The 12,440-nt window shown below is 67.9% G+C and carries 13 protein-coding genes and 2 pseudogenes; 4 read left to right on the forward strand and 11 right to left on the reverse strand.

Annotated elements, in window-relative coordinates:
• Positions 1-32 precede the first annotated feature (32 nt).
• The gene (locus tag ATM97_RS20060; RefSeq protein WP_308248555.1) at positions 33-887 is read left to right on the forward strand and encodes an acyl-ACP desaturase; all 855 of its coding nucleotides are present in this window, start codon (positions 33-35) and stop codon (positions 885-887) included.
• 51 nt (positions 888-938) lie between these two features.
• Here the strand turns inward: ATM97_RS20060 and ATM97_RS20065 are convergent, their stop codons facing one another.
• Positions 939-2,345, reverse strand: coding sequence for a class II fumarate hydratase (locus ATM97_RS20065; RefSeq protein WP_218719563.1), 1,407 nt, complete (start codon positions 2,343-2,345; stop codon positions 939-941).
• A gap of 177 nt (positions 2,346-2,522) precedes the next feature.
• On the opposite strand from ATM97_RS20065, the gene ATM97_RS20070 reads away from it, so the two are divergent.
• Positions 2,523-3,659 (forward strand): Fic family protein, encoded by a 1,137-nt coding sequence (locus tag ATM97_RS20070; protein ID WP_255588083.1) that lies wholly within the window; start codon positions 2,523-2,525, stop codon positions 3,657-3,659.
• Between the two features lie 117 nt (positions 3,660-3,776).
• Here the strand turns inward: ATM97_RS20070 and ATM97_RS20075 are convergent, their stop codons facing one another.
• The 5 genes and pseudogenes from ATM97_RS20075 to glpX all read right to left on the reverse strand — a co-directional run bounded on the left by ATM97_RS20075 (position 3,777) and on the right by glpX (position 6,545).
• Positions 3,777-4,298, reverse strand: coding sequence for a hypothetical protein (locus ATM97_RS20075; RefSeq protein ID WP_218719564.1), 522 nt, complete (start codon positions 4,296-4,298; stop codon positions 3,777-3,779).
• Between the two features lie 66 nt (positions 4,299-4,364).
• Positions 4,365-4,691 carry a hypothetical protein gene (locus ATM97_RS34520; protein WP_255588084.1) on the reverse strand — a complete coding sequence of 109 codons (327 nt, stop codon included), beginning with the start codon at positions 4,689-4,691 and terminating at the stop codon, positions 4,365-4,367.
• 93 nt (positions 4,692-4,784) lie between these two features.
• Positions 4,785-4,985, reverse strand: a pseudogene (locus tag ATM97_RS35065) (RHS repeat-associated core domain-containing protein); the annotation flags it as partial.
• A gap of 12 nt (positions 4,986-4,997) precedes the next feature.
• The gene (locus tag ATM97_RS20085) at positions 4,998-5,399 is read right to left on the reverse strand and encodes an SseB family protein (protein WP_218719565.1); all 402 of its coding nucleotides are present in this window, start codon (positions 5,397-5,399) and stop codon (positions 4,998-5,000) included.
• 102 nt (positions 5,400-5,501) lie between these two features.
• Entirely contained in the window at positions 5,502-6,545 is a 1,044-nt protein-coding gene (gene glpX / locus ATM97_RS20090; protein WP_218719566.1) for a class II fructose-bisphosphatase, read from the reverse strand.
• Positions 6,546-6,669: 124 nt separating this feature from the next.
• On the opposite strand from glpX, the gene ATM97_RS20095 reads away from it, so the two are divergent.
• The gene (locus tag ATM97_RS20095) at positions 6,670-7,236 is read left to right on the forward strand and encodes a DUF4245 domain-containing protein (RefSeq protein ID WP_218719567.1); all 567 of its coding nucleotides are present in this window, start codon (positions 6,670-6,672) and stop codon (positions 7,234-7,236) included.
• Position 7,237: 1 nt separating this feature from the next.
• Here the strand turns inward: ATM97_RS20095 and ATM97_RS20100 are convergent, their stop codons facing one another.
• The 4 genes from ATM97_RS20100 to ATM97_RS20115 all read right to left on the reverse strand — a co-directional run bounded on the left by ATM97_RS20100 (position 7,238) and on the right by ATM97_RS20115 (position 11,005).
• Complete coding sequence (locus tag ATM97_RS20100) at positions 7,238-8,674, reverse strand: FAD-binding oxidoreductase (protein ID WP_218719568.1); 1,437 nt, start codon at positions 8,672-8,674, stop codon at positions 7,238-7,240.
• An 83-nt stretch (positions 8,675-8,757) separates the two neighbouring features.
• Positions 8,758-9,009 carry an exodeoxyribonuclease VII small subunit gene (locus ATM97_RS20105; protein ID WP_218719569.1) on the reverse strand — a complete coding sequence of 84 codons (252 nt, stop codon included), beginning with the start codon at positions 9,007-9,009 and terminating at the stop codon, positions 8,758-8,760.
• Complete coding sequence (xseA, locus tag ATM97_RS20110) at positions 9,006-10,310, reverse strand: exodeoxyribonuclease VII large subunit (RefSeq protein WP_218719570.1); 1,305 nt, start codon at positions 10,308-10,310, stop codon at positions 9,006-9,008. The genes ATM97_RS20105 and xseA overlap by 4 nt, the downstream gene beginning before the upstream one ends.
• A 92-nt stretch (positions 10,311-10,402) precedes the next feature.
• Positions 10,403-11,005 (reverse strand): lipid droplet-associated protein, encoded by a 603-nt coding sequence (locus ATM97_RS20115; RefSeq protein ID WP_218719571.1) that lies wholly within the window; start codon positions 11,003-11,005, stop codon positions 10,403-10,405.
• 114 nt (positions 11,006-11,119) lie between these two features.
• On the opposite strand from ATM97_RS20115, the gene ATM97_RS20120 reads away from it, so the two are divergent.
• Complete coding sequence (locus tag ATM97_RS20120; protein ID WP_218719572.1) at positions 11,120-12,139, forward strand: 4-hydroxy-3-methylbut-2-enyl diphosphate reductase; 1,020 nt, start codon at positions 11,120-11,122, stop codon at positions 12,137-12,139.
• A 64-nt stretch (positions 12,140-12,203) separates the two neighbouring features.
• Here the strand turns inward: ATM97_RS20120 and ATM97_RS20125 are convergent.
• Positions 12,204-12,440, reverse strand: a pseudogene (locus ATM97_RS20125) (hypothetical protein); the annotation flags it as partial.

A 12,440-nucleotide genomic window follows, 5' to 3' on the forward strand; every position in this document is an offset into this window, starting at 1 on the left:
CGCGCCGACGGCCGAACCACTATGTTGTCGGGGTGCAGAAAACTTTGACCGACCGTGAGCTGCTGGATTCGCTCGCGGACGTGGTGGAAACCAACCTGGCGCGGCACATCGAGGCGGCCGAGGGCTGGCAGCCGCACGACATGGTGCCCTGGGCGGACGGCCGCAACTTCGCCTTCCTCGGCGGCACCGACTGGACCCCCGAGCAGTCCGAGCTGAGCGACACCGCCAAGCTCGCGCTGACGGTGAGCGTCCTGGTCGCCGACAACCTGCCGTCCTACCACCGGGAGCTCGGCAAGCATCTGCGCACCGGTCCGTGGTGGCGCTGGGTCGGCCGGTGGACGGCCGAGGAGAACCGCCACGAGATCCTGATCCGCAACTACCTGATGGTGACTCGCGCGGTGGACCCGGTCGCGCTCGAGCGGGCCCGCATGGCGCACATGACCGAGGGCTTCAACCGCCCGCCGCTGCACCTGATCGAGGTGCTGGCCACCTGCGCGTTCGAAGAGCTCGCCGCCGCCGTCCGGCACCGCAACACCGCCGCGCTCGGCGAGAACCCGATCGTCACCGCGCTGGCCGAGAAGCTGGCCGCCGACGACGAACTGCAGGCCGAGTTCTTCGCCGTCCTCGTCGGCGCCGCCCTCGACCTGGTCCCCGACCAGGGCGTGCGCGCGATCGCCGACCAGGTCGCCGCCTTCCGGGTCCCGCACGTCGACCTGCCCGGCGGCGGTTCCAGCGACGAAGCGCTGGCCGAAGCGGGCATCTACGATCCCGCCAAGGAAGGCGAGCTGGTGTTCAAGCCGCTGCTGCAGCGCTGGAGCATCTTCACCCGCACCGACTTGAGCGAAGAAGGCGAGAAGGCCCGCGCCGAACTGGCGCACCTGGCCTGATCTTTCGGACGAAGGGCCGTCACCTCGACGAGGTGACGGCCCTTCGCCGTGTCAGGAGTCGCGATCCACGTTGGCCATCGCCAGCACGTCGAGCTTGCTGTCGAGTTCCTCGACCGAGAGCTTGCCCGGCGTCAGGCCGCGGTCGATGACGGTCTGGCGGATCGTCTTCTTCTCGCGCAGCGCCTGTTTGGCGACGGCGGCGGCCTCCTCGTAGCCGATGGCCGAGTTGAGCGGGGTGACGATCGACGGGGACGATTCGGCCAGGGTGCGCAGGTGCTCCTCGTTCGCGACCAAGCCGACGACGCACTTGTCGGCGAACAACCGAGAGACGTTGGCCAGCAGGCGAATCGACTCCAGCAGGTTGCGCGCCATCACCGGGATGTAGACATTGAGCTCGAAGGCGCCGCTCGCGCCGCCGAAGGCGATGGCGGCATCGTTGCCGACGACCTGCACCGCGACCTGCGTCACCGCTTCGGGCAGCACGGGATTCACCTTGCCGGGCATGATCGAGCTACCCGGCTGCAGGTCCGGCAGCTGGAGTTCGCCGAGCCCGGTCAGCGGACCCGACCCCATCCAGCGGATGTCGTTGGCGATCTTGGTCAGGCTGACCGCGATGGTGCGCAGCGCACCGGAGCCCTCGACCAGCCCGTCGCGCGCCGCCTGCGCCTCGAAGTGGTCCTTCGCCTCCCGCAGGGCGTCGATTCCGGTGCTGCGCACCAGTTCCGCGACCACCTTCGCGCCGAAACCGGCGGGCGCGTTGAGCCCGGTGCCGACCGCGGTACCGCCGATCGGCAATTCGCCCAGCCGTGGCAGTGTGGCCAGCGCCCGCTCGATCCCCGCCTCGATCTGTCGGGTGTACCCGCCGAACTCCTGCCCCAGCGTCACCGGCACCGCGTCCATCAGATGCGTGCGGCCCGACTTCACCACCGTGCGCCACTGATCCGACTTGTCCAGCAGCGCCAGCCGCAGATGCTCCAGCGCGGGCACGAGATCGGTGATGACGGCCTCGGTGGCGGCCAGATGCGTGGCGGTGGGGAAGGTGTCGTTGGACGACTGCGACATGTTCACGTCGTCGTTGGGGTGCACGGTCACCCCGTTGCGCGCCGCGATCGAGGCGATCACCTCGTTGGCGTTCATATTGGAACTGGTCCCCGACCCCGTCTGGAACACATCGATCGGGAACTGATCATCGTGGCGCCCCGCGGCGATCTCGTTCGCCGCCGCGATGATCGCCTCCGCCTTCCCCGGATCCAGCAACCCCAGATCCTTGTTGACCTGCGCACAAGCGGCCTTCAACAGCCCCAGCGCCCGGATCTGCGCCCGCTCCAACCCCCGCCCACTGATCGGGAAGTTCTCCACGGCCCGCTGCGTCTGCGCCCGCCACAGCGCGTCGACCGGAACCCGAACCTCACCCATCGTGTCGTGCTCGATGCGGTACTGCACGTCGTCATCAGCCATGCCTCGACCCTAGGACGAGATCAGTGCGAATGGTGTCGGCACACCAGCGGAAAATCCCACACACCTGTGCGGAATATCCGGTGGGCGATGCTGGTCCAGGCGCGAGATCGGCCGCGCATTGCAGCTCGGTACATGGCCAGCTTTGACGTAATGATCGCGTCAATGCATCATTGAGTGATGTTGTTCCCCACGCCGCAGCTGAACGACCAGGACAAGAAGGTGCTGGCCGAGGTCGACAGCATGCGGGAACGACTGCGGCACCAGGTGCAGGCCGTTCCGGCGAAGTGGACCGGCGGGCTGCGGAAATTCCTCACCGCTGACGCGGTGGCGGCATCGAACTCGATCGAGGGATTCAAGGTCTCCACCGTAGACGTCGAGGACCTGATGGCCGGTGAGCAGGACGTCGATGTGTCCGACGAGAATCGCGAGGAGACGCTCGCTTACCAGCGGATGATGACCTACCTGCAAACGCTGCATGATGCCCCGGACTTCCGTTTCAGTAAGGGGCAGCTGAACGCACTGCACTGGATCCTGCAGGGCCACCGGCACACTTCACGCAAGCCCGCCGGTCAGTGGCGTTCCGGTCCGGTCTATGTCACCGACGCGCGGGACCCCGGTATCGCGGCTTACACCGCTCCCGATGCCGTCGAGGTACCTGCTCTTGCGGATGAACTGGTGGCGTGGCTGAACAGCCCTGACGACACGCACGCCCTCGTGCGCGCCGCCATGGCGCACCTCAACCTGGTATCGATTCACCCCTGGTGTGACGGCAACGGCCGGATGTCGCGGTCCCTGCAAACCTTGCTGATCGCACGGGAAGGTGTACTTGCGCCGGAATTCTCGTCGATCGAGGCGTGGCTCGGCCGCCCGGGAAACACCTGGGAGTACTACCAGGTGCTGGACCGCCGCGGGGCGCGCTACCGACCGGATCAGGACGTCTCCGAATGGATCACCTTCAATCTGCTCGCCTATCACCAGCAGGCACAAACCGTGCACGCGAGGTTCGAGCGATCAGGGAGGGTGTGGGAACAATCGTCGGAGTTCGCGGCGAAAACCGGACTCGACGAACGGACCCTGTCCGCGCTCCATGATGTGGCGATGGCAGGCCGAGTTCGCAGGTCGCGGTACGGACTGAGCGAAGGGCTGAGCGTGCAGCAGGCCCAGCGAGATCTGAAGGCATTGGCGCAGCGCGGCATCTTGCAGCCAGTCGGGCGTACGAGGGCACGCTATTACATTGCAGGGGAGAGCTTTCCGCAGAACGTACTGGAGACGGCCCGAACCCCGATCAGTCTGGTGGACCCGTATCGGTCGTAAGAGTTCTGCCTGTGCGGTGGAGGGTCTGCATGCTCCTCCCCCCATGGTCGCGTCATAGAGGCGTTCGGTGAAGACCCGCTTCACTCTGTGAGATCGACTGTGCATTAGATGTTTCTGCTATCTAGTGGTCTGATCGCCAATTAGATTCGACCATCGTTTTTCCAGCTCGTCTATCACGGAATGGGAGAGTGCTTGGTTGCTGTCGAACCCCATTGTGAGTGTACCGATATCCCAAGCGTCGATTGACGCCGCGCCCGACAGAAGTATCCTAAGGAACCGAATATTCAATGAGAATGGAACATCTTTTGAAACCGTGTCGATGATGCGACTCAAAGAAGCACCATCTCCGATCATGGAAGTAACGGAGTCTGTATGCTCTCGCATGAGCTCGACTCGAGTTTCTATCGGTATATCACCTTTGGGGCGAACCGCGTATCGGTTGGTAGCGGTGTGGAATCCTGTGACGATTACTGCAATCTCTTCACCAGGTTGCGACGAGAAAGTGTCCAGGTATGGGGGTCGAATCTCGCCGGCTCCGTCGGGATTTAGGTCGATGATGGCCTTCATGTCTGTGAGTGATTCCACTTTCCCGTTGAGCTCGGCTCCGACTGGATGCCTGTAACCCGGTCCTTCGCTCATTCTTACTCCTCTTCTTCCGTGAAGTGTGCGTCGTGCTGCAAAACTTAGTTGTATCTGCGTGATCGGCTACTTAGAATTGGCCCAAAACCACTCTGTGAGCTTTAGTGTGTTCATTCCGTCGGGAATGCTCAATCCACCTGCGCGGAGAACATTTGCGCAGTAGGTGACGCAGCTCTGATAGTCTAAGTCATATGGTGGATACGTGCCTTTTCCTACGCTTCGCGTCATCATCGTTTCGGCGTATGCCATGGCGCCGCTCGGGCTATCGAGCTCGAATCTGAGGTGGATGGAGGAACCCAAGCTGTTGATGTCAAACTCGCCAACTCCGTTGTCGGGATTTCTCACGCCACCCCACTGCTCGGTGCGAAGAAGCGTGCCGTCGCTGTCGGTCACGGAGATCAGGGCGTGTTTGTTATCGGTGTCCAGGTGGACGACAGCTTCTCCGGGTCTCGGTGTCGCTTGGTCGTAGGGAGTGAGGCCCAATGGATCGACCCAACGAGTCGGATTTCGTGGATATGAGTAGCTATTCGTATCGGGAGCGAGCCCGAGTGGGTCTCCGCAGGTAAATCGACCTGTTCCTGGATCGTAGTATCGATAGTGATTTTGGTAGAAGCCTGTTTCGTGGTCGAAGTACTGTCCAGCGAAACCGAGCGGTGTTGCCCGATCGTTGAGAAGCCGGATCGATATTCAGGTCCGACATCAGTCGTGCCCGTGCCGGGTCGTCGATTCTTCGGATGCCGGCGGCGGGAAGACCATGGGTGCCGCGGAGAGCATGTCGATCGCGACGCCGGTCGGGGCCGTTCGAGCTGCGGCGAAATCACGCAGGCGGCTGCCGAGGAAAGTATGGAATCGGTATTCCTGCTCGGCGAGGACGCCGCGAGTCGTCAGGAAATGCGCGTATTCGGCGACGCCGGTGAAGGCGCACAACCACTGCAACCCACCGGATTCGAGTGTGTAGACCCGATCGTCGGGGCCGATCAACGGCACGAGCAGGGCCGAGGATTCGAAGGCTGCCGTCAGCTCGGCCGGTGCCCCGAAACCGGCGTAGAACGCGGCGATCTCCGAGCGTAATCGCCCCGAATCCACGTCGATGACACTCATGTCGGTTCCCCCATCCCCTGGTACCCCTGCGAGCCACCGTAGTGAACCGTGCAGGGATCGATCAAGGACGGGGCCGCGCACCGGGGTGCGCGGCCCGTCACATCACGGGAGGGGCGGGTTGGCGCTGTCGTCGCCGTCGAAGTCGACGGAGGAGTATTCGCGGAGCTTGGTGAGGCGGTGGTAGGCGTCGATCATGCGGACGGTGCCGGACTTGGAGCGCATGACGATCGACTGGGTGGAGGCGCCGCCGCCGAAGTAGCGGACGCCGCGCAGGAGGTCGCCGTCGGTGACGCCGGTGGCGCAGAAGAAGACGTTCTCGCCCGCGACCAGGTCGGTGGTGGACAGGACGCGGTCCAGGTCGTGGCCCGCGTCGATGGCCTTCTGGCGCTCCTCGTCGTCCTTGGGGGCGAGCATGCCCTGGAGTTCACCGCCGAGGCAGCGCAGCGCGGCGGCGGCGATGATGCCCTCGGGGGTGCCGCCGATGCCGACCAGGATGTCGACGCCGGACTCGGGGCGCGCGGCCGCGATGGCGCCGGCGACGTCACCGTCGGAGATGAGCCGGATGCGGGCGCCCGCGTCGCGGGTCTGCTGGATGATCTCGGCGTGGCGGGGGCGGTCCAGGATGCAGACCGTGAGGTCGGAGACCGAGGACCGCTTGGCCTTGGCGACGCGGCGGATGTTCTCGCCGATCGGGGCGGTGATGTCGATCGAACCGGCGGCGTCGGGGCCGACGGCGATCTTGTGCATGTAGAACACGGCCGACGGGTCGAACATGGCGCCGCGCTCGGCGACCGCGAGCACCGAGATGGCGCCGGGGGAGCCCTTCGACATCAGCGTGGTGCCGTCGATCGGGTCGACGGCGAAGTCGACGTCGGGCCCGGTGCCGTCACCGACCGCCTCGCCGTTGTACAGCATCGGCGCTTCGTCCTTCTCGCCTTCGCCGATGACGACGACGCCCTTCATGGAGACGGAGCTGACGAGCTGGCGCATGGCGTCGACGGCCGCGCCGTCGCCACCTTCCTTGTCTCCGCGGCCGACCCAGCGGCCCGCTGCCATCGCGCCTGCCTCGGTGACTCGGACCAGCTCGAGTGCGAGGTTACGGTCGGGTGCCTCGCGGCGGCTGGGGGCGGGCGATGATGCCGTCATTGCGAAGTGCCTCCTTGGGCGTTGGTGTACGGGGGCAATTGTCGCATTAGGATCGGCACGCCCGTGCACGACCTGCGCTGCCCCGTCGGCGGCCTGGTCAGAGCCCGAGTGGATACTGGTAGCCGTGGCCCAGCAGAAGCACCGGATCTTCAACGACTATCGCGACCTGTTCTGGTCGCTGATTCCGCTGGTGCTGATCGCGATCGTGCTGGCGGGCGCGGCGAGCCAGTGCACGGTCGCGACGAATGGTCCGACCCAAGGTCAGGTGCCGCATTTCGACGTCGACGCGGCGCTGAAGTCCGATGCCAAGACCCTGCCGTTCGCAATCCGCAAGCCGGACCTGCCGCAGGACTGGGTGTCCAACTCGGGCAGCCGCGACACGATCGTCACCGCGGGCGGCGGCCCGGTCAGCACCGTCGGCTTCCTGACCCCGCAGGGCGCCTACATGCGGTACTCGCAGACCTCCGCTTCCGAGGAAGCCCTGTCCCGGCATGTGCTCGGCTCGCGCTACGCCACCGGCACCCAGGACGTCGACGGGCAGAAGTGGGTCGTCTACACCGAGCCGACCGAGGAGACCGCCTGGATCACCGATCTGGGCGGCGTCCGGATCCTGATCACCGGCGCGGGCAACGAGGCCGCGTTCACCACGCTGGCGCGGGCCATCACCGCCGCGCAGCCGCTGTCGAAGTAGCTCAGCGGCGGGAGGTGTCGCTGAGCCGATAGGTCCAGCCGGAGGTGGGCAGGGCCGTCGAGGTCGTGATGACATCGGTGGCGAGCACGTCGTCGACCTTGCCCTGGGCGAGCAGGCCGTGCGGGTCGAAGGCGCGTTTGGTCGCGATCTCCCGCGGTCCCCACGGCTTCATGCCGCCCGCGCCGAGCACCGGCGTGTGCGGGTTGGCGATCGAGAGCCCGGCCCGTTGCAACCGCTCGGTGATCGCGGCGAGTTGCGCCCGGCTCTCGTACTCGAACACCGGCGAGCCCTGGCAGGACAGGCCGCCGTCGATCCGCTTCATCTCCACGTGCAGCGGTCCGAGGTCGGCGAACTCGCGGTGCACCCGCACGATCGATTCGTAGAGGTCCGCGGGCGGGAACAGCGCCATCAACCCGGTGAGCTTCGGGTTGCGGCGCTGGTAGTGCAGCATCGAATGGCCCCAGGTGAACTCGTAGAGCGGCACGCCGTAGACGCCCTTGCCCTCGAGACAGCGGTAGCGGATCTGCCCGCCGCACGCGTGCACCAGATCCTCCACGTTCGGCACCGACTGCACCGCGGCCAGCACCAGCACCATCGCCGCGCCGTCGGGGACCAACCCGGCCAGGCCGGGGAAGTACTGCGGGAGCGGGTGCGCGTGCGGGGAGACGACCTTCTTGAGCACGCCGTCGCTGGTGCCCAGGTCGACCGAGAACCGGGCGGCCTGCTCGAATTCCGGGAACGAGATCACCAGCTCGTGCCATTCCCAGGCGGGCGCGACGGGAAGTTCGACCTCGGTGATGATGCCGTTGGCGCCGTAGGCGTGGTGCACGGTGTTGACCTCGCGGCCACGCAGCTCGACCAGTCGAGGCTGTTCCTCCACCGTCATCACCTCGAGCGCGGTGATATTGCCCGCGTCGCGCAGGATGCCCCACTGGCAGCTGCCGACACCCGCGTGGCCGCCGGCGATGTAGCCGCCGATCGTGGCCTGCTGGGCGGTCGACGGGTGCATGCGCAGCTCCCAGCCGGATGGGCGGATCGTCGCGTCGATGTCGGCGACGACGGTGCCTGTCAGCGCGCGCACGCTGCGGGGTGGCTGCCTGGCCCGGTCACCGTGCCAGCCGACGACACCGGCGATGGCGGTCACATCGATCACCGCGCCGCCTGACAGCGGCACGCCCTGACCGAACTGGCCCGATCCCGCGCCGCGCACCGTGATCGGGACCCGATGCCGCGCGCACGCCGCGACGGCGACGCGCAGTTCCTCCTTGGTGCGCGGGGCGATGAAGATCTCGGCATTGCGCCCGCGCAGCAGATCCCGCAGGACCGGGCTCTGGGCGAACCGGTCCCGGCTCTTGGTGCGCAGCCTGCGCGTGTCGACGGAATGGTCGACCGCGCCGAGTTCGGTGCGCAGTCGGGCCAGCGCTTCGGTGCGTGACATCGCGGTGCCTCCCAGTGCTGTCGAGACGTGCGCACCAGGGTGCCCGCACCGTGTTTCGTCGCCGTAAAGGCGGCGTTGCCCGGCTACTCGCTCGCGTCGTCGGCGTGCGAGATGGCGTCCTCGACCCGCTTGCGGGCGCCGGCCAGGTGCTGTTCGCAGCGGGTGGCCAGGGCCTCGCCGCGCTCCCAGAGGGCGAGTGAGTCGTCGAGATCGAGACCGCCCTGCTCGAGCATCTTGACCACGTTGACGAGTTCGTCGCGGGCGCGTTCGTAGCCGAAGGCGGCGATCTCGGCGAGGGTGTCGGTGGGCTCGGTTCCGGCGTCGGGCACGATCATTTCCCCTTGTCGTCGGTGGCGGGTGTCAGGCGCTGGGTGCCGAGCGCGGCGGCGGTGACCGCGCCGTCGGCGACGCGGATGCGGAGCTGGCTGCCCGCCGGGGCGTCCTCGATCGCGCGAACCACGTGACGTTCCGGTCCGGCGACGCGTTGCACGACAGCGTAGCCACGGGCCAGCGTCGCGGCCGGGCCGACGGCGGTGAGCTTCTCGCGCAGGTGCGCGGTGGCGGTCGACTCGGTGCGCAGCGTCTGCTCGACGGTGCGCCGGGCCGCGACCCGCAGCCGCTCCACCTCGTCATGGCGGTGCCGCAGCTCGCGCAGGGGATCGGCGAGCACCGGCCGCGAACGCAACTGGGCGATGATGTGGGTCTCGCGTTGCACCCAGCCGCGCAGCGCGGCGGCCGAGCGGGCCCGCATCTCGCGCACACCGGCGAGTTCGGCGGCGGCGTCGGGGACGATCCGCTTGGCGGCGTCGGTCGGGGTCGCGGCGCGCACGTCGGCGACGAGATCGCTCAGCGGTGCGTCGGGTTCGTGCCCGATCGCGCTCACGATCGGGGTCTTCGCGGCCGCGATGGCCCGGCACAGCGCCTCGTCGGAGAACGGCAGCAGGTCCTCGGTGCTGCCACCGCCGCGGGCGAGCACGATCACGTCGACGGCCGGATCGCGATCCAGGGCGGCCAGCGCCTCCAGCATCTGCGGTACCGCCATCGGCCCCTGAACCGCCGTGTTCTTCACGACGAAACGCACTGCGGGCCAGCGGGTCTGGGCGACGGTCAGCACATCGCGCTCGGCCGCGCTCGCGCGCCCGGTGATCAGCCCGACGGTGCCGGGCAGAAACGGCAACGGCCGCTTGAGTCGGGGATCGAAGAGCCCCTCGGCCGACAGCAGCGCCTTGAGTCGCTCGATCCGGGCGAGCAGTTCGCCGATGCCGACCGGCCGGATCTCGGTGACCCGCAGCGACAGCGTGCCCCGCCCGGTGAAGAACTGCAGCTTGCCGTAGACCACCACCCGGCTGCCCTCGGTGAGCGGAACGGGACTGCGCCGCAACAACTCCGGATCACACGTCACCGACAGCGACATATCCGCCGAGGTGTCGCGCAGCACCAGGAACGCCGTCCGGGTGCCGGGGCGCAGGCTGATCTGGGTGACCTGGCCCTCCACCCACACGCTGCCGAGCCGGTCGATCCACTGGGCGACCTTCACCGCGATCGAGCGCACCGGCCAGGGCTGGTCGGCCGAACTGCCCGGTGCGCCCTCGGCGGAGCCCGCCGGAGCGGAAGCGCCGGAGCCGTCCTCAGTCATACGTCAGGTATACGCGGCGCTACCGACACAAACAAAAGCGACCGCAACCGGCGCGTCGGCGCGGATTGCGGTCGCTGCGGAGGCGGGAGCGGCTACTGGGCCTGGACCGTCGCGATCCGGTTGGTCAGCATGGTGACGAACGGGGCGCGGGCGCGGGTCTGCTGCTCGAACGCCAGCAGCTGGGCCAGTTCCTCGACGGTCAGCATGCGCAGCCGGGCGCGCAGCTGGGCCAGCGTCATCGCCGGGTAGTCGTAGCGGATGGCGACCTCGGGAGCCTGCACCTCCGCGGGCTCCGGCTCGGCCGCGGGCTCCTCGGCGGGCTCCTCGGACTCGAGCACCAGCAGCGAGGCGGGCGTGACCTTGCCGTTGGCCTGCTCGGCCGGGAGCTCCTCGGCGAACAGATCGAAGCGGCTGGCGTGGCCGTTGGTGGCCACGGTCGGCTCGGGCGCGACGTCCTCGTCGAAGGTGGCCCACGCGGGCTGCTCCTGCGGGGCCGAACCCAGACGTTCGAACAGGCCGTCGCCCTTGAGCGCGAGGCTGGTGACGAACTGCTGCACGTGCATGGTGGTCTGCAGCACGCGGCTCAGCGCGGTGATCGGGAAGTTGACCGCGGCGACGGGCAGCCGCCGGGTCTCTTCTAAGGCGTAGACAGCGGCACCGGCGGCGACCCGGGCCAGGTACGGAGGACGGAACATGGTCCCAGCCTGCCGCAAACCGCCTGTGATGCAAAGGTCCAGACCGCCCTGATGTGACTTTCGCCCCTCCATCCGCCCTGATCCCGCCCGCGCGGCGCACGTAAGCTGTGGACTATGACCTCGGCAATTCCCTTGAACGTCGGTATCACGCGCTCCGCGGGCGCGTCCGCTGCCGGTGGCAAGCGCGTGCTGCTGGCCGAGCCGCGCGGCTACTGCGCAGGCGTCGACCGCGCCGTCGAGACCGTGGAGAAGGCGCTGGAAAAGCACGGCGCGCCGATCTACGTACGCAAGGAGATCGTGCACAACCGGCACGTGGTGGAGACGCTACGTGAGCGCGGCGTCGTCTTCGTCGACGAGACCGACGAGGTGCCCGAGGGCGCGCTGGTCGTGTTCTCCGCCCACGGTGTCGCGCCGATCGTGCACGAGACCGCCGCCGAGCGGAACCTGCGGACCATCGACGCCACCTGCCCGCTGGTCACCAAGGTGCACCAGGAGGCCAAGCGCTTCGCCCGCGACGACTACGACATCCTGCTGATCGGCCACGAAGGCCACGAGGAGGTCGAGGGCACCGCGGGCGAGGCACCCGAGCACGTGCAGCTGGTCGACGGTCCCGACTCGGTGGACAAGGTCACCGTGCGCGATCCGTCGAAGGTGATCTGGCTCTCGCAGACCACGCTGTCGGTCGACGAGACCATGGAGACGGTCCAGCGGCTGCGCGAACGCTTCCCGACGCTGCAGGATCCGCCCAGCGACGACATCTGCTACGCCACCTCCAACCGGCAGACCGCAGTGAAGGCGATGGCGCCCGAATGCGATCTGGTGATCGTGGTCGGCTCGCGCAACTCCTCCAACTCGGTGCGGCTGGTCGAGGTCGCCCTCGGCGCCGGCGCGCGGGCCGCGTACCTGGTCGACTACGCCCGCGAGGTCGACCTCGCCTGGCTCGAGGGTGTGCGCACGATCGGCATCACCTCGGGCGCGTCGGTCCCGGAGATCCTGGTGACCGGTGTCCTCGATCTGCTGGCCGAGCACGGCTTCGGCGAGGTGCAGCCGGTGACCACGGCCAACGAGACCCTGGTGTTCGCGCTGCCGCGTGAGCTGCGCGCGTCGCGTCGCGACGCCGCGACCCAGGGCTGACCCGAGGACCGATAGACAAAAGGAATCCCCCGTCGCGTGGTCGCGGCGGGGGATTCCTTTCTACTCACACGTTGTCGGGCCTGCGCCGTTCGGTGCGGCCGGTGTCGGCGCGATCGCGGTAGCGCACCGTGGGCTGGGGGTGCGGCTGCGGGTCGGGCCTGCGTCGGGGGGTGCGCGCGGGTTCGGCCTCGCGCGGGGCGGCGTTGCGGCCGCCGCGTGGTTCCCTGGTCCGGGCCGCGGCGGGCGCGCGCTTGGGCTCGGCCGGGCGGGGGGCGCGGCGGGCCGGGCTGGCCAGGTCGAC

The organism is Nocardia sp. MH4, assembly GCF_019266065.1.
GTDB lineage: Bacteria > Actinomycetota > Actinomycetes > Mycobacteriales > Mycobacteriaceae > Nocardia > Nocardia canadensis.

Excerpts from the sequence above, each read along its gene's own strand:
- ATM97_RS20065 (WP_218719563.1), bottom strand. The coding sequence starts at position 2,345 with ATGGCTGATGACGACGTGCAGTACCGCATCGAGCACGACACGATGGGT.
- ATM97_RS20070 (WP_255588083.1), top strand. The coding sequence starts at position 2,523 with ATGTTGTTCCCCACGCCGCAGCTGAACGACCAGGACAAGAAGGTGCTG.
- ATM97_RS20075 (WP_218719564.1), bottom strand. The coding sequence starts at position 4,298 with ATGAGCGAAGGACCGGGTTACAGGCATCCAGTCGGAGCCGAGCTCAAC.
- ATM97_RS20085 (WP_218719565.1), bottom strand. The coding sequence starts at position 5,399 with ATGAGTGTCATCGACGTGGATTCGGGGCGATTACGCTCGGAGATCGCC.
- glpX (WP_218719566.1), bottom strand. The coding sequence starts at position 6,545 with ATGACGGCATCATCGCCCGCCCCCAGCCGCCGCGAGGCACCCGACCGT.
- ATM97_RS20100 (WP_218719568.1), bottom strand. The coding sequence starts at position 8,674 with ATGTCACGCACCGAAGCGCTGGCCCGACTGCGCACCGAACTCGGCGCG.
- ATM97_RS20105 (WP_218719569.1), bottom strand. The coding sequence starts at position 9,009 with ATGATCGTGCCCGACGCCGGAACCGAGCCCACCGACACCCTCGCCGAG.
- xseA (WP_218719570.1), bottom strand. The coding sequence starts at position 10,310 with ATGACTGAGGACGGCTCCGGCGCTTCCGCTCCGGCGGGCTCCGCCGAG.
- ATM97_RS20115 (WP_218719571.1), bottom strand. The coding sequence starts at position 11,005 with ATGTTCCGTCCTCCGTACCTGGCCCGGGTCGCCGCCGGTGCCGCTGTC.
- ATM97_RS20120 (WP_218719572.1), top strand. The coding sequence starts at position 11,120 with ATGACCTCGGCAATTCCCTTGAACGTCGGTATCACGCGCTCCGCGGGC.